This window comes from Staphylococcus sp. URHA0057 (assembly GCF_000620265.1).
GTDB lineage: Bacteria > Bacillota > Bacilli > Staphylococcales > Staphylococcaceae > Staphylococcus > Staphylococcus pasteuri.
This window is the reverse complement of sequence record NZ_KK211097.1, coordinates 104,167-125,345: the sequence shown is the minus strand read 5'-3', so window position 1 is coordinate 125,345 and position 21,179 is coordinate 104,167. Positions and strand designations below refer to the sequence as shown.

Annotated in this window: 20 protein-coding genes and 2 pseudogenes; 14 read left to right on the top strand and 8 right to left on the bottom strand. The window is 30.7% G+C overall.

The genetic code is table 11. The annotated features are described in order from the left end of the window. Window positions 1–363: 363 nt before the first annotated feature. The 3 genes from isaB to N524_RS0111890 all read left to right on the top strand — a co-directional run bounded on the left by isaB (window position 364) and on the right by N524_RS0111890 (window position 2,628). The gene (gene isaB / locus N524_RS0111900; protein ID WP_029056629.1) at window positions 364–864 is read left to right on the top strand and encodes an immunodominant staphylococcal antigen IsaB family protein; all 501 of its coding nucleotides are present in this window, start codon (window positions 364–366) and stop codon (window positions 862–864) included. Between the two features lie 162 nt (window positions 865–1,026). Then, on the top strand, window positions 1,027–1,629 hold the full coding sequence (locus N524_RS0111895; protein WP_029056628.1) for a short chain dehydrogenase: 603 nt from the start codon (window positions 1,027–1,029) through the stop codon (window positions 1,627–1,629). A gap of 198 nt (window positions 1,630–1,827) precedes the next feature. Next, window positions 1,828–2,628, top strand: coding sequence for an ABC transporter permease (locus N524_RS0111890; RefSeq protein ID WP_029056627.1), 801 nt, complete (start codon window positions 1,828–1,830; stop codon window positions 2,626–2,628). A gap of 54 nt (window positions 2,629–2,682) precedes the next feature. Here N524_RS0111890 and N524_RS0111885 read toward each other — a convergent pair whose 3' ends face one another. From N524_RS0111885 to N524_RS0111865, 5 genes are all read right to left on the bottom strand, one after another. Next, window positions 2,683–3,090, bottom strand: a complete 408-nt coding sequence (locus N524_RS0111885; protein WP_029056626.1) for a hypothetical protein — start codon at window positions 3,088–3,090, stop codon at window positions 2,683–2,685. Between the two features lie 596 nt (window positions 3,091–3,686). After that, complete coding sequence (locus tag N524_RS0111880; protein ID WP_017636704.1) at window positions 3,687–3,899, bottom strand: hypothetical protein; 213 nt, start codon at window positions 3,897–3,899, stop codon at window positions 3,687–3,689. Window positions 3,900–4,054: 155 nt separating this feature from the next. After that, window positions 4,055–4,249 carry a VraH family peptide resistance protein gene (locus N524_RS0111875; RefSeq protein ID WP_017636703.1) on the bottom strand — a complete coding sequence of 65 codons (195 nt, stop codon included), beginning with the start codon at window positions 4,247–4,249 and terminating at the stop codon, window positions 4,055–4,057. A 19-nt stretch (window positions 4,250–4,268) separates the two neighbouring features. Continuing rightward, window positions 4,269–6,149 (bottom strand): FtsX-like permease family protein, encoded by a 1,881-nt coding sequence (locus N524_RS0111870; RefSeq protein ID WP_029056625.1) that lies wholly within the window; start codon window positions 6,147–6,149, stop codon window positions 4,269–4,271. After that, a complete protein-coding gene (locus tag N524_RS0111865) occupies window positions 6,139–6,897 on the bottom strand; it encodes an ABC transporter ATP-binding protein (RefSeq protein ID WP_029056624.1) in 759 nt (252 codons plus the stop codon). Before N524_RS0111865 ends, N524_RS0111870 begins: the two co-directional genes overlap by 11 nt. A gap of 270 nt (window positions 6,898–7,167) precedes the next feature. Between N524_RS0111865 and N524_RS0111860 the strand changes: the two genes are divergently transcribed. The 4 genes and pseudogenes from N524_RS0111860 to N524_RS0111845 form a co-directional block, all read left to right on the top strand. Further along, window positions 7,168–7,548, top strand: a complete 381-nt coding sequence (locus tag N524_RS0111860; protein WP_029056623.1) for a hypothetical protein — start codon at window positions 7,168–7,170, stop codon at window positions 7,546–7,548. A 14-nt stretch (window positions 7,549–7,562) separates the two neighbouring features. Next, on the top strand, window positions 7,563–8,204 hold the full coding sequence (locus N524_RS0111855) for a hypothetical protein (RefSeq protein ID WP_029056622.1): 642 nt from the start codon (window positions 7,563–7,565) through the stop codon (window positions 8,202–8,204). 27 nt (window positions 8,205–8,231) lie between these two features. Next, window positions 8,232–8,806, top strand: a pseudogene (gene lepB / locus N524_RS12960) (signal peptidase I). Window positions 8,807–9,035: 229 nt separating this feature from the next. Continuing rightward, window positions 9,036–9,197, top strand: a pseudogene (locus N524_RS0111845) (GNAT family N-acetyltransferase); the annotation flags it as partial. A gap of 371 nt (window positions 9,198–9,568) precedes the next feature. Here N524_RS0111845 and N524_RS0111840 read toward each other — a convergent pair. Next, window positions 9,569–10,276 (bottom strand): hypothetical protein, encoded by a 708-nt coding sequence (locus N524_RS0111840; RefSeq protein WP_029056620.1) that lies wholly within the window; start codon window positions 10,274–10,276, stop codon window positions 9,569–9,571. A gap of 87 nt (window positions 10,277–10,363) precedes the next feature. Between N524_RS0111840 and N524_RS0111835 the strand changes: the two genes are divergently transcribed. Beyond that, entirely contained in the window at window positions 10,364–10,891 is a 528-nt protein-coding gene (locus N524_RS0111835) for a MepB family protein (protein WP_029056619.1), read from the top strand. Between the two features lie 462 nt (window positions 10,892–11,353). Here N524_RS0111835 and N524_RS0111825 read toward each other — a convergent pair whose 3' ends face one another. Both N524_RS0111825 and N524_RS0111820 read right to left on the bottom strand, forming a co-directional pair. Next, window positions 11,354–13,078, bottom strand: coding sequence for a glycoside hydrolase family 3 protein (locus N524_RS0111825; protein WP_029056618.1), 1,725 nt, complete (start codon window positions 13,076–13,078; stop codon window positions 11,354–11,356). Between the two features lie 14 nt (window positions 13,079–13,092). Further along, the gene (locus N524_RS0111820) at window positions 13,093–13,929 is read right to left on the bottom strand and encodes a hypothetical protein (RefSeq protein WP_029056617.1); all 837 of its coding nucleotides are present in this window, start codon (window positions 13,927–13,929) and stop codon (window positions 13,093–13,095) included. A gap of 51 nt (window positions 13,930–13,980) precedes the next feature. On the opposite strand from N524_RS0111820, the gene N524_RS0111815 reads away from it, so the two are divergent. From N524_RS0111815 to uxuA, 6 genes are all read left to right on the top strand, one after another. Further along, complete coding sequence (locus tag N524_RS0111815; RefSeq protein ID WP_029056616.1) at window positions 13,981–15,213, top strand: helix-turn-helix domain-containing protein; 1,233 nt, start codon at window positions 13,981–13,983, stop codon at window positions 15,211–15,213. Between the two features lie 408 nt (window positions 15,214–15,621). Then, entirely contained in the window at window positions 15,622–16,263 is a 642-nt protein-coding gene (locus N524_RS0111810; RefSeq protein ID WP_029056615.1) for a bifunctional 2-keto-4-hydroxyglutarate aldolase/2-keto-3-deoxy-6-phosphogluconate aldolase, read from the top strand. 4 nt (window positions 16,264–16,267) lie between these two features. Beyond that, window positions 16,268–17,278 (top strand): sugar kinase, encoded by a 1,011-nt coding sequence (locus tag N524_RS0111805; protein WP_029056614.1) that lies wholly within the window; start codon window positions 16,268–16,270, stop codon window positions 17,276–17,278. A 15-nt stretch (window positions 17,279–17,293) separates the two neighbouring features. Continuing rightward, entirely contained in the window at window positions 17,294–18,697 is a 1,404-nt protein-coding gene (locus N524_RS0111800; protein ID WP_029056613.1) for a glycoside-pentoside-hexuronide (GPH):cation symporter, read from the top strand. A gap of 14 nt (window positions 18,698–18,711) precedes the next feature. Next, on the top strand, window positions 18,712–20,115 hold the full coding sequence (gene uxaC, locus N524_RS0111795; protein ID WP_029056612.1) for a glucuronate isomerase: 1,404 nt from the start codon (window positions 18,712–18,714) through the stop codon (window positions 20,113–20,115). Between the two features lie 12 nt (window positions 20,116–20,127). Further along, the gene (gene uxuA / locus N524_RS0111790) at window positions 20,128–21,174 is read left to right on the top strand and encodes a mannonate dehydratase (protein ID WP_029056611.1); all 1,047 of its coding nucleotides are present in this window, start codon (window positions 20,128–20,130) and stop codon (window positions 21,172–21,174) included. Window positions 21,175–21,179: the final 5 nt, after the last annotated feature.

The following is a 21,179-nucleotide window of genomic DNA, read 5'->3' as shown; positions in this document are numbered from 1 at the left end:
CTTAATATTAATTAGTAGTAAGCAAAATTAATAGACCATCTCAACTTTAGCAATTAGATGGTCTAAATAGACAATTTCAAAAGCTACCGTCTTTTTAACGGGCTTACATAGGCGCAAGTGTTGGTAGCACTTGTGCTTTTTATTTGTTGCTCTCTATTAAATAGAGAAACAATTTACACCCTTATTATATAATCCATTCCTATATATGTAAATATTTATATTATTTTTGAGAGTGATGTATCTAGAATACAGAACCAAGGAATGTGTAATTTGAAACGTTGTAACTTTTGTGTAATAATGTAATCGAAATGTAATCGCTTGCATTTGTATTGCATTTCAAAAAACAAAGAGGAGAGATTGAATATGAAAAAGACTACAAAAGCAGTTGTTGGATCAATGTTAGCAGTAGGAACAGTATTCGGAATCGGCGCCTCAGTAGAAACACCACAAAGTAACGAAGCACATGCAGCAACACAACCTTATTATAATTATCAAGGGTACACATCCTCACAAAGTAATTTTATTTTAGACAAGAACTTTATTAATGCACTTAAAAATGACAATTTAACAATCAATGGTTATAAAATCACCGAAAATAGTAAAAATAGTGACAAAACAATTAAAAAATATGATCAACAATTTTATTTAGCTAGTAAACATAAAGCAGATGGAGTATGGTTTGATCTAAAAGATGGCGTTGTATCTAAATCAAAATTGCTTAAAGTATATGGTAATCCTGATACAAAACCTGCTAGCTCTGCTCAAGGAAATGAATACAATTATAATATTGGTGGAAAGAGTGTTAAATTCTTAGAGAACAATGGTTATATCACTAAAGTAGGTATTCATAATGGTGAATCTTAAATAAATCAATTCATTAAATGATATAGTTTCTTAAATAAATAAGACAGATATTGGACTAAAAAGTTCAATATCTGTTTTTATGTATATAATAATTTGTTATGTTAAAAATATATATCATTTAAAGAATTCTAGACTTAATTCATAAAAATTAGGAGGATTATAATGAAAATTATTGTTGTTGGAGCTACAGGGACAATAGGTAAAAGTGTATCAAAGAAACTTAAAGATAATCATCATGAAGTCATTGAAGTAGGAAGTCAGTCTGGTGATTATCAATTAGATATTACTTCTCCAGAAGAAATTGAAAAAATGTATAAAGATATTGATAATGTAGATGCAGTTGTTAGTGCGACAGGTGGCGCAACTTTCAAAGCGCTTTCTGATATGACTTTAGAAGATAATAATGTAGCAATTCAAAGCAAATTATTAGGTCAAATTAATCTTGTATTAATTGGACAACATTATTTAAATGAAAATGGCAGTTTCACTTTAACATCTGGTATTATGATGGATGATCCTATACGTTTAGGTTCTTCTGCAGCGATGGCTAATGGCGGTGTCGCAGGCTTTGTTACCTCTGCAGCAGTTGAATTGAAACGTGGACTAAGAATTAATAATGTAAGCCCTAATGTAGTGGAAGAAGCTCTAGATAAATATGGAGAATTTTTCAAAGGATTTACAGCTGTTCCTGTAGAAAAAGTGGCTAATGCTTTTATTAAAAGTGTTGAAGGTGCTCAAACAGGTCAAACATATAGAACTTATTAATAGAAATGTAATTGGCTATGAAATTTTAAATACTAAGTAGTTATAAATTATTTTCCATTAAAATTGAGGATATGTTAAAATCTTTGTGAAAAATAAATAATATATAAGTTATTAAATAAAACTTGGGATATTTTGTTAATATCTCAAGTTGTTTTTATGAAAGATTAATATATATTTTAAAGAAAGGCATTTTATAAAATGATTGCACCATTATATATTATTAAAGAGCATATCAGTAATATATATCTAATAAAGAGATTGGCTGAGTTTCAGATTAAGGTTTCGAATAAAAATAACTATTTAGGTACACTTTGGGAAGTGCTTAATCCTACTATTCAAATAATGGTATATTGGTTTGTTTTTGGTTTAGGTTTTAGAAGTAATCGTTTAGTAGAAGGCATACCATTTATATTTTGGCTTATAGTTGGAATTAGTATGTGGTTTTTTATCAACCAAGGCATATTAGAAGGAACAAAAGCCATCACAGGAAAGTATAACCAAGTAGCTAAGATGAACTTTCCATTATCTATTGTACCTAGTTATTTAGTTGTGAGTAGGTTTTATTCACATTTACTACTATTGATTATAGTCATGCTTATTTGTTTTGTAGGTGGATATCATCCTACTATATATACGTTGCAATTATTATTGTTCATTCCTTATACGTTAATTTTTACTATGGGAGTGGCATTATTGACATCTACTTTAGGAATCATAATTAGAGATACTCAAATGATGATTCAAGCATTAATGAGAATTGTCTTTTTTATATCTTCAATTCTATATTTGCCGACAAATAAGGTTGTATTAGGTGTTATAAAATTAAATCCAATCTACTTTATTGCCGAAGGATATCGATCTTCCATTCTCTATCACGATTGGTTTCTAATGTCTCATTGGAAACTTGCTGTTTATAATTTAATAGTATTACTTATTATTTTTATAATAGGGTCTTATTTACATATGAAATATAGAGAAAAATTTGCAGATTATCTATAAAGTATAAAAGCCTGAACCAACATTAAAATGGTTCACGCTTTTTAGGAATACAGTTTATTTTGAAAGGTCTTTTAAATTATATTTACTTAGATCTATTTCTCCAACATATTCTTGGTCCATAGGTGTACTATTTTCATACATTGTAACTTTGCCACTGGCTTTATTAACACCAATGATATGTAATCCACCAACACCATCTGTATTGAAATAAGGAATTTCGTAATAATACCCTTTATCTTTAATGTCACCAGTTGTTTTTAAGCGATTAGTATCGAAATTAAATTTTTTAGCAGCCATATTATAAGCATCTTTAATTAACTGTTTTTTGTCATTTTGTTGTGCTTTTTGAGTTGTTGGTGCTTTATCTTGAGATTGCGTTGTTGCTGCATGTGCAGGTGCAAAAGTTACAACCGATCCTGTTAATGCTAAGATTGATAAGCTTGTGAATACCTTACGTTTCATGATAATCCATCTCCTCAATGTTTATTATTTCGTTCTGTAATAAAAATGTAACATAAATGAAATATAAAAATCTAGTATTTTCATAAAATAAAATTAAATTTTAACATTTTATTTATAACTACTTTACAAAATACGGTAAAAATTTTAAATTTAATATTCATATATTTTTTAAGTTTTAGATTTTTCTAGAAAACATAATATAATTCTAATCTCCATAAAATCCATTTGATATGACTTCTAACTCAAAAAAATGTGAAAATAATGATTAGACTTGAGATAAGTGGGTATATAATATGAATTATTAATATTTTAATAATTTGCATCTGTAAAAAACTTAATTTGTTTAATTATCAAAAGTAAGAACAAATTGTTTTTACGCTTAAATTAAGTTGTTATATACATTTTATAAAAATGGTGTTATACTACAAGTAGTTTGTTAGGTAAAAAATCTTGTTTTTTTTAAGTCTATGTACGCCCGTTCAGCGGACATAGGCTTTTTTTATTATATATAGAAGTTATAAATACAATCACAGCTAAATTGATTCAAAAAAAAGCTACTCGCTTATTAAATAGCAAGTAGCATAAATATATGACAACTAATGAATGATGACGTAGGACAAACCTGTTAACGTAAGTGTCAGAATAATTGTTAAAACAAGTATTGTTATGATTTTTTCTTTAAAAGATACAGGTTTTAAACCTATGAAAACTGTTAAAGTAAAGAAAAATAAACTTGCGATAAGATAAAATATAAACAATATAAAGATAAAACTATCAGGATGATTTAAAAACTCTTGATATTGATTCATAAGGAAACTCCTTAATATGTATTAATAATCCCAATATAACAAACATGTAAAGTGGTAGCTAATGTTTATATATTTAAATATTCCAAGCTATAAAATATGATCAAATCAAAAAACATGTGCGCTCAATGAATAATGAGCACACACTTTTTTTTATATTATAAATCCTTTTTTTCATCTCTGCGTTTTAAGAAGTAAGCGCCACCTAATAATCCGACTGGAATACCTGCAATCGGCGTGATAGCACTACTTAATACTATGATTATAAGTGTGAGCATCACCACATTAAATAAGTTCACTTTTAAATTTTTTAAATCCTCATATGATTGTTTGATTAAGTCTTTGAATTTCATTATAAATCTCTCCTTTAATTTATATCGTTTTTTTAATAATGCGATTTGAATGTATGAAAGCAATGAGTGCAAATGCGAAATAGACGAGTGAGTATACGACCATTACGACAATAATAGGTGTGTAAGAGACGTTACCCATCAATTTCATAAATGCAATTGCTGCAAAAAGTGCGTGTAATAAAGCAATGATAAGTGGTAAACCGAAATTAAAGATAATTTTCAATCCGAGTCCTTTCAACATATCCATTTGAGTGAAACCAATTCGTTTTAAAATACGGAAGTTATCAATCTCATCTTCGGTTTCGTCCATTTGTTTAATATAAATGATACAACCGGCAGCGATAAGGAATGATAAACCTAGGAATGATGTGACAAAGATTAATATGCCATTGGTTGAATCTAAGAGTTTTTTAACTTCATCGCGTGGTTGAATTTCAGGATTGATCTGTTTAGCAATAGTTGCTGCTTTCTTCATATCAGTATGATCTTTGATATTGATGCCATACATATTTTGCATGATGTCGTTTGTCTTCAATTTATTAAATTCGGCCCTGCTAATTTCAATGACCGGCATATTAGTCGTCAAATCAAGGGGAAGCATTGTTTCTTTATCCTCTTTAGTTACTTTAAAAGTTTGTTGCTGTTTACCTTTAACGGTGACTGTCTTATTTATATTAATTTGCATCATACCTGGTGTATTTTTAGTATTTGTAATAATTGCATTGGTGCCTTTAAGTTGATCATTAGGTACTAAAACGTTTTTGGCAGACATACTTTTACTATCATCTTTTAACGTCATCACCTTATCTTCTATTGTTTCGGCTGAAATAGACTCATACGTTTTAGTGCTATATCCGATATGATTTTTATCTAATTGCTGTTTGAATTGTTGTGCTTGTTTTTTGGATGAAAAATCAAAATCTTGTGGTGACATTGTTTGGAAAGTATTATTACTATTTTCCTGAGTTATTGTCGCAAAGCAAAGGACAGTTACCGTGATCGCTGAAATCAATGCAATAACAGTAAGCGACATCGCATTTTTCTTCATTCTATGCATGATTGAAGCTGTGAACACGACATCCGTAATAGATACATGACCATTTTTGAAATGCTTCAATGATTTAAAAATGAGTGATACAGAACTTCTGAAAAATAAATAGGCGCCAACGACTGTTAAAAATAAAATGATAAACGGTGAAGTCATAGTAAATGTTAATTTTTTAAATGTACCAAACATTTCAGTCGCTATATAGTAACCGAACGCTATCATGACAATGCCTAATATACCGCTTAATACTTCTAAAAATGTAATTTTAACTTTTGTAGTTTCAGTCTGACGGCGGTCTTTCATCAATGCCAATATACTGCGTTTTTTCAAAAATAAATAACTTTGAAATAAAATAAGTATAAAAGCAGTGATTAATAAAAATAATGTTAATGCTAAAGCCATAGGTTCAAAATTAATAGATAGCTTTACTGTTAAATGCATTAACTTAGATGCAACATATAGTAAAAATTGAGAACCAAATATACCTAAAACGATGCCCAATAATCCAGTTATTACAAAAATAGCGATTTGTTCAACACAAAGCATTCTTAAAATATTATTTCTAGTGAGACCTATCAACTGAAATAAGGCAAATTCTTGAGTACGTCTTTTAATAAATAGGTGGTTGGCATACATTAAGAAAATCACAATCATAATAAATAAAAATATTGAGCCGACTGATGCACCTTTTCGAATAATAGCTAAAGACTGATCGTTATTAATACTGTCAGTGAACTGTAATGTCGTAAAACTAAAATATAATATGATACTCAATAACAATGAAAATAAATACATACCATAATGTTTTATATTCATTTTTAAATTTTTGAGTGTAATTTGATTAAATGACATTCGCTACACCACCCAAAGAAGATTGCAGTTGAATAATGTTTTGATAAAAATCTTGTTTAGAATCTTCTTCTTGGTTTATTTCAGAATGAATATGTCCGTCTTTTAACATAATGACACGTTTGGCAAAGCTCGCTGCGACTGGATCATGTGTGACCATAATAATTGTTGATTGGAATGTACGATTCATTTCTTCAAGACGGTTGAGTAAATCTTTCGCACTTTTCGAATCTAATGCACCAGTTGGTTCGTCGGCAAAAATAATCTTCGGTTTATGCACAAATGCTCTGGCAGCGGCTGTTCGTTGTTGTTGACCTCCTGATATTTCACTTGGGTATTTATTTCCCAGGTCATGAATACCTAATGCTTCAGTGACTTCTTGATAAGATTGTTCCATTTCTTTTTTGTCGTAATGCTGAACTGATAAAGGTAGCATAATGTTTTCTTTAACCGTGAGAGTTGGTAATACACTGTAATCTTGGAAAATAAATCCTAATGACTTTTTACGATATTGTGCAAGTTGTTTATTCTTTAATTGACTAATATTGTGACCGTCAACAATGACTGAGCCGCTTGAAATTGTATCAATCGAACTTAGAACATTGAGCAATGTTGTTTTACCAGACCCTGAAGGCCCCATTATTGCTACAAATTCTCCCTTTTCAACTGAAAAATTAATATCATTCAATGCTTGATATTGCTTTTTCTTACCATAAATTTTTGATAAATGATCGACTTGTAAAATTGACATGTTATCACTCCTTATTGCTTATATCTTAATTTTAGGAGTAATAAGATATTCCAGCCTTTATCTAAACTTACAAAATACGCTACCAAACTTACAGCATTGAAAGGTTAGATATAAGAGGGAGGGATAGTGAAATTTTATAGAGGATTAACTAATAATAAAAAATAAAAGTTTAGTTTTTGTAAATATAATTGAAATAAATAATTAAGTTATGTAATGATAGAATTAATTGATTTTACATGTGAAAATTTAATTTAAAAGGAGTATTTGTAAATGAAAAAGATTTTATTATTATTAAGTGTGTTATTGCTAAGTCTAACATTAGCAGCATGTGGAGGTAATGGAGAGCAAAAGGAACCTTCTAAGGAAAGTCAAAAATCTAATAAATATGAATACGAATATTATGAAGTTTTAAATGATGGTGATGAAGATACACCAAATGTTGAAATTAAATATAAAGACAAAAAAGGGAAATCTCATTTAGAAAAGACAAGCTTAGACCATGTCTACGAACATATATTAAGTGATGGTAACAAGAAACCATATATCGTTAAAGACGGTAAGAAGATTCATGTATATCGTCCACCATATATGATGTACGGTGATGATGAAACAGAAGGTAAAGCAGTTTCTAAAGATGAAGTGTCTAAATAATTAGGGGTGAAATCATGAAGCGATTAATTTATAAACTTAGTTTAACTACAATTGCGTTCGTAACTGCTATAGTATTTGGATTTTCTACCCAATTAGATGCAGCAACATCATCTGGAGGTTCGAGTTCAAGTAGCTCGAGTAGTTCGTCTTCAAGTAGTTCATCATCAGCATCTTCAAGAGGAGCTTCATCTACGTCATCTAGCTCATCTATGAGTAGGTCTAGTGCCTCTAATGCGTCACGAGCTGCACAACAATCAAGTCAACGTGCATCACAACAAGCAACTAAATCTAGTCATTCTAAATCAATGCAAGGCAAACATTATAAAAATAATTCAAGTACTAAATCATTGGTAAGCCCAAGACGGCCATATAGTTCAAGTGCACCATATCAATCACAGTTTATGTCGACATCATATTATAACAACTGGCTATTTTTATACTGTTTTTCATCTGCATCTCATACTAACCAAGAAAAGAAAAATAATATTCAATATCAAATGAACATGTTGAAGCATCAAATGAAAGATGGAGAAAAATTATATACCGTCACAGTTGATACTAAACAAGGTAAACGTATTGTTGTTTTACCTAAAAAACAGTACGATAAAGTGCAAAAAGGACAGCACATTAAAATAAAAAATGGTGTTGTAGAATAGTGATTAATAAATGGGAGGAGAGCTTATATGGGAAAAGAATTAGTTGAGTGGATTATTGCCTTAGCGACAGGTATTATCATAGCTATCATTCTAACTGTATTTATCGGTACTTCATATACGGTATCGGGAGAATCAATGCACCCTACATTTGAAGATAGAGATAAAGTCATAGTGAGTAAAATTTCGAAAACATTGAATCATATTGATTCAGGGGATGTTATTATTTTTCACGCTACTGCTAAAAAAGATTATATTAAACGGTTAATTGGTAAACCTGGAGATACTGTTAAATATAAAAAAGATCAACTGTATATAAATGATAAAAAATAAAAGAGCCTTATTTGAAAGAAAATAAAAAGAATAAAGTAGGCAAGTATTTAACAGAAGATTTTAATTCTAAAACGCTTAAAGGTGCTCAAGGTCATGCCAAGATTCCTAAAGGTAAATATCTAGTGTTAGGTGATAATAGACAAAACAGTATAGATAGTAGATATGACGTTGGGCTAATTGATAAAAAGCAAATCGTAGGAAAAGTGATGTTTAGATATTGGCCTATTAGTAAATGGGAAGGTGGATTTAATCCAGGTACTTTTCCAAATTAAATGTTAACGATCTCCATAGTTGATTCATTTTTATGTAAACAATGAATTGATTATGGAGATTTTTTATAGGCGTGGATAATTGGTACGGTTGTGGATAGATTTTGATAGGCATTCTTTGGAATACTGTTATATCAAGGCTTTGAGATATGATTTGAGTTATCCACAGCATATGTTAAAATGTTGATAATTAACAGAATTGTGTGACAATAATGTAAATGGGGTGTAAAGCATGTTTGGATTTAAGGTAAACGATGAAGTGACTTTAAAAATATTAGAAACAAGAGAAGCGGATGCACTTTTTAAACTTATAGATCAATCACGAGCGTATTTAGCAGAATGGTTACCTTTTGTAGAATATACAAATCAAGTTGAAGACAGTCAGAAATTTATATGTTTATTGAACAATTTTCATTTTTGGTTCTCCAATTAGAAAGAGTAGTCATACAAACTTTACAAAATATATTATCATTACCGCTCATTTTACTCTCTTTAATTATTAATAGTATATCTTACTACTTCTTTTTAAAATTTTTCTTAACGATATTTCAAATATACTATTTCTTACGTCTATAGCATCTTAGAAGAGCTTTTTGATTTTAATTAATCCTTAATTATTTACTTTATTTTTTGCAACTCGGTGAATCATGTCTTCTAATTCCTCTTTTGTTTTGAACTCCTCTAAACGTGACAAAATAGCATCAAATATAACTATAGCTTTAATTGCGTGTATGTTACTTAAGTGATCAAATATAGCACCATGTGCTATAGAATGGCGATTGTTTTCGTTATTTTGTTACTTACCACTCTATCGATGTAAAAATTTCTAGTGATTTTATCACTAAATCCAATTACACAAAACATTGCTTCAATTATAATTTTTAATTTTAAAGTATCATATTTAAAGTTTTGATTTAGATGTTTTTCATTAAATCTGAACTTACCTATTTTATCTAATTCAAGTTTATCTGATATAATTCCTTCTATTTGAGTAGTAACTGTTGTTACCACTAAGCCGTATAGATTATATTGATATCCACTAATAACTTGTTCAAATAAATTAGTTCTTTTATGTAAAAAAACCGAATTGTTCCAATGATTTTGTATTTTATTTAGTAGGTAATCATCAAAATAATTAGAAAAATATTTATTTATTTCTTCTGTACTCACATTATTTTTATACTTATCAACTAAAGACTCAATAAATTCAAGATCCATTGAGTAATGTATGGGTAATTCGTAATATTTAAATGTTTCTATAGCTTCTTCATCTAATTGTTTGATAACTTCAGTTGTATTTTGCCATACTTTGTTAATAACTTGAGATGTTCTTTGTAAGGCATCTAATGGTAAATGCTCCAGTATATACATATTATTTTGTAATAAATTTTGTGCTTTTTGAGCTGCTTTGATAGCATCTTCGTATCTTCTTAAATTGTGACTTGCTTTTTGAATAATATCATTAGGATACATTTTCCACCTCTTGAATTATTAAGTATATGTATTCATAATTATTTTAGCTTATTTTTAATTCTTAATAAAATTTTTGAGGTAAAGCAAATGGCAAAAAATCTTGAATCATTTCAGTCAATAACACCATTGCAAGAATTGGAAAATATTTATCAAACTAAAATAGTAAATACAGTTCAAGCCGAAGAGTGGAATCAAGAATATGAAGCGATGGAATTTGAATTGTTTCAATATCGTATTAAAAGTAGATTGGGCAAAAAGACACCAAAGAAAAAGGGTTATTTTGTAACTCTGTGGGAGAAAGATAAAAATCATCAAAATATACCTATACATTTTGATAAAATGAGTGACTATTTAATTATTCACATTTTTGATCAGGAACTTAACGGCATGTTTGTTTTTGATAAGAAGACGCTTTTAACCAAAGGTATCTTAAGCGACATAAAGCATAATGGTAAGATGGCATTTCGTGTGTATCCAACTTGGGATACAGATTTAAATACTACGGCCTTTAAAACACAACAGTGGCAGAAATCCCACTTTATAGATTTAAGCCAAACTTCATTAAAACAACAAAAGCCCAAACTAGATTCGTTACTAAATCATGAAATAAATTAATTAGACTTTTTAATTTCTATAAATTCAATCTCCAAAAATAAAAGTAGTTGTTTCATGGATTTCATTAAGGTGTTGTGACATATCATTTATGTACAAATTGGACAAAGGATTTTATCTTGGAGCATCTTTTAATTTCAATTTACATATAAATACGGAGCATTTTGGCGAGACTCTTGAGGGAACAGGACAAGCTGAAGACCTAGAAATCCTCACAGATTTATCTTTGTAGTATTTCTGGCTGAAGCTGTCCCCTAAGAAGGGACCCAACACAAAGAAACTGGTTTATCCAGTTTCTACAAGCAAAGCAGGTTGGGCATAGGGAGCCAATAATACGAAGTATTATAAATAAAGAAGCCAGTAAATGAATTTATAAAACTCATTTACTGGCTATTTTTCTAGGGTTTATTCTTATACTGTTTTTTGTTCTATAACAAGCATATTAAGCAGAAATACCACTAACTTCTATAATTTAGCTTGCCATTTATTTGTCCAAACTAGGTCGTTTGGTACGCCTTTAAAGTCTGATTCTCCCATGATTTTATCTACCACTGTTTCTAAACTGATTTGATTTGAATGATAAGCATTGATATATGCTTTAACCATTGTTGCGTCATGTAAATGAGTTGTGAAGTTAAGTGAAGTGAATACTGTTGGTACTTCATGTACATACCAAGGAATTTCATTACTCATAGCAGTTGACCAACGGATACGGTAGTTGTTTTCAGCTGCGTAACCTACAATATTGGCAAATACTAAAGCAGCATCAACTTCATCACGATATTCTAAAGTTTTACCTTTAATACGTGTTGAACCATCGTTTACTGTTACATTAAAGCCTCGTTTTTCTAAGATATCTACTAAATTATCTGTAAGTGAGTCATCAGATTTGTACAATCCATTTTTTTCACCTTCAATAACATAAAGACGAATGTTTTTATGTGTTTCAGGTCGAATAGGTAATTGGTTAAGTGTATTTTTCACTAGTGTAATACCTAAATCAGCTGCTTCTTTTTGCATTTCAATATGTTTATCACAACCAACAACTTCTAATGCTTTTTCATCTTTTTCTAAAGTGTTATTAGCTTGTTTTTCATGTAGATTAATTTTTGCTTTTAATCCAAGAATACGTCTTACAGCATCATTTAAACGTTCGTCAGTAATAACGCCGTTTTTATAACCATTAAGCATGAAATTAAAATCTTCTTCAATATCGTTAAAGAATAAGAACATGTCACAACCAGCAGCAATGGCTTGAGGTACATAATCTTCACGTTTCATTGCAGCTGTCATACCTAACATATGACTCGCATCAGTTACAACAAGTCCGTTAAAGTTTAAATCGTCTTTCAATAAATCTGTAATTAGTTCTTTAGATAATGTTGCTGGTAAAATGTCTTCATCATTTAAAGCTGGGTTTAATTTTTTAGAGTAGTGAGGTAGTGCGATATGACCAGACATAATCATTTCAACGCCATTATCAATGTGATTAGCATATACTTTACGGAAACTTTGATCCCATTCGTCTGGAGTCATTTCATTTACGCCTAAAACAAGGTGTTGATCTCGTTCTTCTGTGCCATCACCTGGGAAATGTTTGATACATGTAATCATATCTTTTGTTTGGTTAAAGCCTTCGATAAAGGCATTTGTATATTTAATTACAGTGTCAGCATTTGTTCCGTATGCGCGAGTATTAACGATAGTGTTTCTCCAATTTTCAAGAATATCAACACAAGGGTCAAAGTTGATATTTACACCTAATGCACTAGATTCTTGCCCAGAAACATATCCTGCATTATATGCAACTTTAGTATCTTGAGCTGCTTCACATTGAGCTGCAGAAGCAATGTAAGTACCGTCTTTACAAGCGCCATTGCCACCTGAATCACAATTTGCAGCGATGAGTAACGGAATTTTACTGTTATGTTGTAAATCGTTAAGTAAGTGTTGTACTTGTTGTCCATTGCCACCTTGGAATCTTGCGCCTCCAATATGATATTTATCAAGAATATCTTTATTTGTTAATTCATTATCATTAAAGTTTGCATCGTCTTCTAAAAAGAATAAATTGAAAAATAATTGACCAATTTTTTCTTCATCTGTGAGTTCTGATAGTGTATTTTCTACCCATTGAATTTGTTGATCGTTAAGATTATAAGGTTTAGATTTTAGATCTACTTTTACCATAAATAAGCCACTCCTTAGTCAAAATTATTATAAAATTGTTGAATTACATGGTCTTGAATAGTATTATCAAACTGATTATTAGTAAATAAATCGATATAAGTATGATCTAGGTCATACCAAGATTGTGCTTCATGTCCCGCTAATATTGGATAAAAATGAACATGATTGTCTTGAGCTGCTTGTAAATCTCCTCTGGCATCTCCTAATACTAAAATATGGCCAGATTTGTAAAATGGTTTTAGTTGGTTAATACAATGCTTTTTAGTGCCTGCTTCTTGCGCAAATATACTTGAAAGAAATGGTGTAAGTTCATGCTCTGTCCATTCAGTTTCTACTGCTTTTAAATTGGCAGATGATACAATAACAATATCTGCATCTTTATGTGCATGTTTCAAAGCAGAATGTACATTATCAAATGGACCTATACTAGGTAATTTCACGATTAATTCATTTACTCGATTAGACCAATCTAAAGCTAAGCGTAGTCCTTTCTTTTCTGGATACGCTTTCATATCTTGTTCTAATTGAGGATTAGAAAATGTTGAAGTGTTGTCTACCCATTCTTTAATGTCTTGATAGCCGTCAACTGTACGACCTTGCTCATGTAATTCTGTGAGCATTTTTTCCAGACCTTGAAATCGATTAATACCTCGTGTGATTTCATATAGGTTAAATTGGTTCCAACGTTCTAGTACTTCGTCTTTTATATCGTCCAAGTTCCAAATATCAAGTAGAGCTGGACCAAAAGCACGTTCATGTTTAATTGTCATTGTATCCATACCGCAACCATCAGAATCTACACAAATGAGATAGTCATGTTGAGGTTGAAAATGTTCTAGTGAATAATTCAAATTTTTCAATCCTTTCCATTCTTTTTATAGTCTTAAGTGAAGGTGTTTATTATGTTGAATCAACAAATTTTTGATGTTTTAAAAGTACATGCGTTTGAATTATTAATGGTTGATATAAATCATTATGATTTATTAGATTTAAAAAATGTTAGCAACCACTTAAAGTCTCCTTTTACCAATACTAAAAGTAAAAAATACAAATTAGAGTTAAAGAAACTTTTGGAAGATATGAAAAGTGATTGTATTTATCATTATGTGAACCAATTTGATGTTAATTTTTTATTATTTAAGTATAGAAAGTATAATCGAGTTGTCATTCTTGGTCCGTTTTTACATCAGAGACCTAATGAAAAAAGGTGCCATGAGATGTTACAACAAGTACAAATTAAATATTCTAAATTATCAATATTAAAACAATACCTTTTGCAAATACCAGTATGTCAATATAGCCAAGCGTTAAAGATGGCTCATTTAACAGTACGATATTTGAAAAATAGAAATGTACATTATAAAGTTGAAAAAATAGATTTTAGTTTTCATCGTAATCCTGAATCACATGCACATGATAAAGAGCAATATGAAGATACATTTAACAGAATCAAAACAGCTTATGACATTGAGAATAAGATGCTTACAGCTATTCAAAACGGCAATGTCGATGAAGCATTAAATTTATATTCTGTGATGGTAGTTTCGGTTTCCGGTATTAGACGTGTCAAAGATGATTTATTAAATCATAAATACAAAGCCTATCTGCTTAATACGCTATGTCGTAAAAGTATAGAAAAAGCAGAAGTGAATTTACTCATCATCAATGAACTGTCAGCATATTATGCTGCTAAAATTGATGATGCTCAGGATGTCGAAACATTAGGTGTGCTTACGAAACAAATGATTTATGATTATGCGCGTGCGGCATTAAATGTAAGATCTTTAAATTATAGTTCTAATATCAACACCGTTATTCAGCATATAAAAATTAACTTAGACCACCCGATACATCTAGAAGAATTGGCTGATTTAGTTGGGTTGGCGCCGTCATATCTTTCAAGATTATTTAAGAAAGAAACGGGACAGTCTATGTCTCAATATATTATGAAGGTACGTGTTGAGAAGGGGCGAGAATTATTAATTAATACGCCTATGACAATTGAAGAAATAGCAAACTATGTAGGTTTTAAACAACAAGGCTATTTTTCAAAATGTTTTAAAGAGCAGTATCAACTTGCGCCCTTAGAATATAAAAAATCTCACAATGACGAAAACGATGAAAAAGTTACATAACGTAAATGTTTATGTTTTTCTTTAACTTTTACATTACATGTTAAAACTATCATTCATTTTTATTTTTCACTAGCTAAAGCCAAGGAAAAATTTAAAAATAGTTGATTTTTCTGAAAATGATGTCAAAATTTTATAAAAGACTTAAAAAAATTACAAAAAATCATATAAAAACATGCTTTTTAAAGATAAATGAGTGCTACGAAATATGTCGCTCACTGAATTCACACTGAAAATGAGCATATTTTAAAAACCCTTTGATACCAACTCTTTTTAAAGATTGGATGAGAGGGTTTTTATTTTTTGTTAATTCCTAGTAACTTACACTGAATTGACGTTTTCTCATTTGGAAATATAATGAAGTTGGGTTGGCGAAGAAAAAAACTTTTTAAATAGCAAGGAGCTGAGTAAATGAAAAAAGCAGAGATATTAAATCGTTTACATGAAAATTACCTTGTAGCTGTTGTAAGAGGTAAAAGTAAAGATGATGCGATCGCAGCTGTAAATCAAATGATAGAAGGCGGTATTTATAATATCGAAATTACCTTCACAACACCACAAGCTGAAGAAGTTATTCAATATTTAAATCAACATCAAACACATGACGATGTAGTGATTGGTGCAGGTACAGTTTTAGATAGTACTACCGCTCGATTAGCTATTTTAAATGGAGCAGAATATGTAGTTAGTCCACACTTTGATCCTGAAATTGCTAAAATGTGTAACCGTTATTCAATACCATATTTACCAGGTTGTGGATCAGTCACAGAAATTGTTCAAGCAATGGAAACAGGTGTTGATTTAGTGAAATTATTCCCTGGAGATTTATTAGGAGCTAATTTTATTAAAAATATACATGGACCTATTCCACATATTGAATTAATGCCATCTGGTGGCGTGTCATTAGATAACATGGAAGACTGGTATCAAAAAGGTGCGTATGCAGTTGGAATTGGTAGTGCATTAATGAAAGGTTCCAAAGACGGTAACGATTCAGTTATCAAAGAAAACACACAAAAATTTGTCGAAAAATTCAAAAAAATAAGAGGGTGATGAGATGTCATTCATCACATTTGGCGAAATTTTAATGCGATTAAGCACACCGAATCATCAAACCTTCAATCAAGCTCAATCATTTGATACGTACTACGGTGGCGCAGAAATGAACGTCGCCATTGGATTATCAGGATTAGGCATTGATACTGCGATGATTAGCGCTGTACCTAACAATGATTTAGGAAACCAAATCATTCAAAATTTAAAACGGTATAACGTTGATACAAAGCATGTTAGCCAAGCAGAAGGAAGGTTAGGACTCTATTTTACTGAAAGTGGATATGCACAACGCGCACATCGACTTATCTATGATCGTCAAATGAGTACATTTAGTCAATTTTATCATCGTGATGATGATATCGAAGTAATACTAAAGGGACATGATTGGTTCCACATAACAGGTATTACAGCTGGTTTGAATAACGAGCTATTACAATTTTTGAAAAAAGCTGTAAAAGTAGCCAAAAAGCTAGGTCTATTTGTAAGTTGCGATTTGAATTTTAGAGCTGCTTTATGGGATTTTGAAACAGCTAGAAAAGAAATGTCAGACATATTATATGATGTGGATTTAGTCTTCGGTTATGAACCAATTGCTTTGCCAGACAATGAAGGACATGACCAAAAAGATGGATTAGATAGAATGGCTGACATTGAGGAAATACAACCATATTTAGAACAAATTCACGATAAATACAATATTAAATATATTGCGTTTGTACAGAGAAAAATTTTTAGCCATAAAAGAAACCGCTTACAAGGATTTCTATCTACACAGAATCAGATAGTAAAAACTGATCCTATAGATGTCGATATATTGGATAGATTAGGAACTGGGGATGCATTTAGCGTAGGTGTCATTTATGGGATTATGCAGAAATGGAATTTAGCAAAAATTGTTGAATTTGGAATTTATAACATGAGCTATAAACACAATATATTTGGTGATTTTAGTTATGCAAGTCTAGAAAATATTTACGCGTCTATTCAAAGTAACCGAGACATTAATAGATAGAAAGAAGGCACGATTATGGGAGACACAGTTGAAAAAAGAGAAAGTAGAAAAGTTAAAAAACTTAATCATATTGCAGAACCTGCTTTAGGATTTAAAGAAAAGTTATCATACGGTTTTGGTGACTTAGGTAACGGTATGATGTTTGACATGGGACAAATTTATTTAATGATGTTCTTTACAGATATTTTAGGTATTTCAGCATTTTATGGTGGTCTTGTATTTTTGGTAGCAAAGATATTTGATGCATTTGTTGATACTGGTGTAGGTACTATCGTCGACTCACGACGTAATATTGGTCCCAAAGGTAAATTCAAACCATTTATTTTATATGGAACTGTACCATTAGCAATTGTAACGGTCTTATCATTTACTGCACCCGATTTTAGTTATACAGGAAAAGTAGTGTGGGCATTTGCTACATACTTACTATTCAATGCCGCATATTCAGTTGTTAACATTCCTTACGGTTCATTATCTGCTGCTATGACAATGAACTCAGATGATAGAACACAATTGTCTGTATTTAGAAACTTAGGTTCACAAAGTGCATTATTTATAGCAGGAATTGTCGTTATACCATTAGTATCAAAATTTGATAACCATGCTATAGGTTATCCAGTAGTTGTTGCTGGATTAGCAGTATTCGGTGTTATATTCCATTTGATTTGCTATAAAGGTGTTAAAGAACGTCACGTTGTTGAACGTCCTAAAGAAAAAGGTCTTAATAAAAAAGCATTCTTTAACTTAGTGAAAAACGAAGCATTTGCAGTATTAGCAATCTTTACATTATTAACAATCATGTCAATGTTCTTAATTCAATCTTGTCAGCTTTACTACTTTAAATATGTATTAGATGAACCTAATTTAGTAGGTTTAGTAAGTACATTGAACTTTGTTGTATTATTACCTGCATTATATGCAACAACACTTATTAGTAAAAAAATGGGTAAAAAAGCAACAGCACTTATCGGTATTGGTGGTTTTGTAGTATTCGAATCTATAAATTTCCTATTATTTAGTGAAAACCACATCATGTTCTTAGTAATGAATACTATTGCACAATTCTTCTTAGTTATTCCAAACACTGTTATTTGGGCATTCATTGCTGACGTTGTGGAATACGGACAATGGAAATTTGGATTACGTTCTGAAGGTATTACGTATTCTAGTTACAGTTTCACAAGAAAAGTATCACAAGCACTTGCAGGATTTGTACCTGGTTTAGCTTTAACATTAATAGGATACAAACCAAATGTAGAACAATCAGCTGGTACAATTCAAGGTCTTAAAATATTATTCTTCGCAGTACCGGCAGTGGCTTGTTTACTTGCATTAATTATCTTCTTCATATGGTATCCATTAACAGATAAACGACATAAACAAATTGTTAAAGAACTTGCATTAAGAGAAGAAATATAAGGAGTGAAATGAGCATGGCTTTTATTAACGAAGACTTTATGCTAGAAAATGAAACAGCTAAACACTTGTATCATGATTTCGCGAAAGAAATGCCGATTTACGACTATCATTGTCACCTAGATCCAAAACAAATTAGTGATAATGTTAAATGCGATAATATTGCTGACTTATGGTTAAGTGGTGACCATTATAAATGGCGTGCAATGCGTGCACAAGGTATTGAAGAAAGATACATTACTGGAGACGCTGAACCACTTGAGAAATTTAAAAAGTGGGCTGAAGCATTAGAAAATTCAATTGGTAATCCACTATATCACTGGTCACAATTAGAATTAAAAATGTACTTTGAAATTGAAGACTTATTAACAAGTGACAATGCTGAAGAGATTTATCACCGAGCAAATGATTATTTAAAAGAACATAACGTGACGACACAATCATTAATCACTAATTCAAATGTTAATTTGATTTGTACAACTGATAACCCAACAGATGACTTAAAATATCATGATGAAATTAAAGAACAAAACGATTTTAAAACTGTAGTCTTACCAGCGTTTAGACCTGATGATGTGTTCAAAGTTGGTGACAAAGCATTTACTGATTTAATACAAAAATTAGAAGGCTTAACACATAAAATAGATAATCCATCTCAATTTGTAGATGCGTTAAATCAACGTATTCAATACTTCCATGACAAAGGCGGACGTCTTGCTGACCATGGTTTAGAAGAAATACATTTTGAAAGTTATACAACACAAGATATTGAAGCAATCTTCAATAAGGCTATAAATAATGAAGACGTTTCAAAATGTGAAGCATTCCAATTCCAAACATTTATTTTGAACGAATTAAGTAAAGCCTATCATGAACATGGTTGGGTAATGCAAATTCACTTTGGCGCTATCCGAAATAACAATACTAAAATGTTTGAACAAGTGGGTAGAGATGCTGGATTTGATTCTATCCGAGATCAAGACAACTTAGCGTATCATTTAAACGCAACGTTAGACATGATGGAACAAGGTAATCATTTACCAAAAACGATTTTATATAATTTAAACCCAATTTATAACGATATTGTAGGTTCTACGATTGCAAACTTCCAAACTGAACCTGGCATTCAAAGTAAAGTTCAACACGGTGCTGGTTGGTGGTTTAATGATACAAAACGAGGTATGTTACGCCAAATGTCATCATTAGCAGACCAAGGATTGTTAATGCATTTCGTAGGTATGCTAACTGATTCAAGAAGCTTTATTTCATACTCAAGACATGATTACTTTAGACGAATTTTATCTACATTTATTGGTGATTTAGTAGAAAAAGGTGAAATTCCAAATGATGATCAATTGTTACAACGAATGATTGAGAACATCTGTTATAACAATGCATATCATTATTTCAAACTTATTTAGGAGGACAATACTATGAAAATGTCATTTAGATGGTATGGGAAAGATGATCCCATTAGCTTAGAATATATTAAACAAATACCAGGGATGAAAGGTATTGTAACTGCGATATACGATGTGCCAGTTGGAGAAGTATGGCCATTAGATAAAATCAAAGCATTAAAACAAGAAGTAGAAGATGCAGGTATGGAAATATCTGTAATTGAAAGTGTCCCAGTACATGAAGATATTAAATTAGGTAAACCGACAAGAGATAAATATATTGAAAATTATTGCCAAACTTTACGTAATTTAGGACAAGTTGGTATTAACACAGTATGTTATAACTTTATGCCAGTATTTGACTGGACAAGATCTCAACTAGATTATCGCTTAGACGATGGATCTACATGCGTAATTTATGATGAGAAAGATGTTGAAAAAATGAATCCACTAAGTGGTGAATTATCATTACCTGGTTGGGATTCAAGTTATACAAAAGAAGACTTAAATCAATTATTTGAAGATTATAAACAAGTGGATGAAGAAAAATTATGGGAAAACTTAAATTACTTTATTCAAAAAGTCATTCCGGTTGCTGAAGAGGAAGACGTTCTAATGGCGATACATCCGGACGATCCACCTTGGAATATCTTTGGCTTACCACGTATCATCACTAACAAAGAAAACTTAGAACGATTCATTAACTTATATGATTCTAGAAGTAATGGATTAACAATGTGTTCTGGTTCTTTAGGTGCAGATAGAAAAAATGACTTTGTAGATATGTTACGTTATTTCGGCCAAAAAGACCGTGTTCATTTTGTACATGCACGTAATGTTAAATTAATTGGTGACAAATCATTCCAAGAATCTGGTCATTTATCTGAAGATGGATCTATTGATATGTATGAAGTCGTTCAAGCAATGTATGATTTCGGATATGAAGGACCAATTAGACCTGACCATGGACGTATGATATGGGGCGAAACAGGTAAACCAGGTTATGGATTGTATGACCGTGCCTTAGGTGCAACATATTTAAATGGGTTATATGAAGCAGTTAGTAAAACTAACAAATAAACTAA

Coding starts and splice junctions, on each gene's coding strand:
- isaB (WP_029056629.1), top strand. CDS start 364: ATGAAAAAGACTACAAAAGCAGTTGTTGGATCAATGTTAGCAGTAGGA.
- N524_RS0111895 (WP_029056628.1), top strand. CDS start 1,027: ATGAAAATTATTGTTGTTGGAGCTACAGGGACAATAGGTAAAAGTGTA.
- N524_RS0111890 (WP_029056627.1), top strand. CDS start 1,828: ATGATTGCACCATTATATATTATTAAAGAGCATATCAGTAATATATAT.
- N524_RS0111885 (WP_029056626.1), bottom strand. CDS start 3,090: ATGAAACGTAAGGTATTCACAAGCTTATCAATCTTAGCATTAACAGGA.
- N524_RS0111880 (WP_017636704.1), bottom strand. CDS start 3,899: ATGAATCAATATCAAGAGTTTTTAAATCATCCTGATAGTTTTATCTTT.
- N524_RS0111875 (WP_017636703.1), bottom strand. CDS start 4,249: ATGAAATTCAAAGACTTAATCAAACAATCATATGAGGATTTAAAAAAT.
- N524_RS0111870 (WP_029056625.1), bottom strand. CDS start 6,149: ATGTCATTTAATCAAATTACACTCAAAAATTTAAAAATGAATATAAAA.
- N524_RS0111865 (WP_029056624.1), bottom strand. CDS start 6,897: ATGTCAATTTTACAAGTCGATCATTTATCAAAAATTTATGGTAAGAAA.
- N524_RS0111860 (WP_029056623.1), top strand. CDS start 7,168: ATGAAAAAGATTTTATTATTATTAAGTGTGTTATTGCTAAGTCTAACA.
- N524_RS0111855 (WP_029056622.1), top strand. CDS start 7,563: ATGAAGCGATTAATTTATAAACTTAGTTTAACTACAATTGCGTTCGTA.
- N524_RS0111840 (WP_029056620.1), bottom strand. CDS start 10,276: ATGTATCCTAATGATATTATTCAAAAAGCAAGTCACAATTTAAGAAGA.
- N524_RS0111835 (WP_029056619.1), top strand. CDS start 10,364: ATGGCAAAAAATCTTGAATCATTTCAGTCAATAACACCATTGCAAGAA.
- N524_RS0111825 (WP_029056618.1), bottom strand. CDS start 13,078: ATGGTAAAAGTAGATCTAAAATCTAAACCTTATAATCTTAACGATCAA.
- N524_RS0111815 (WP_029056616.1), top strand. CDS start 13,981: ATGTTGAATCAACAAATTTTTGATGTTTTAAAAGTACATGCGTTTGAA.
- N524_RS0111810 (WP_029056615.1), top strand. CDS start 15,622: ATGAAAAAAGCAGAGATATTAAATCGTTTACATGAAAATTACCTTGTA.
- N524_RS0111805 (WP_029056614.1), top strand. CDS start 16,268: ATGTCATTCATCACATTTGGCGAAATTTTAATGCGATTAAGCACACCG.
- N524_RS0111800 (WP_029056613.1), top strand. CDS start 17,294: ATGGGAGACACAGTTGAAAAAAGAGAAAGTAGAAAAGTTAAAAAACTT.
- uxaC (WP_029056612.1), top strand. CDS start 18,712: ATGGCTTTTATTAACGAAGACTTTATGCTAGAAAATGAAACAGCTAAA.
- uxuA (WP_029056611.1), top strand. CDS start 20,128: ATGAAAATGTCATTTAGATGGTATGGGAAAGATGATCCCATTAGCTTA.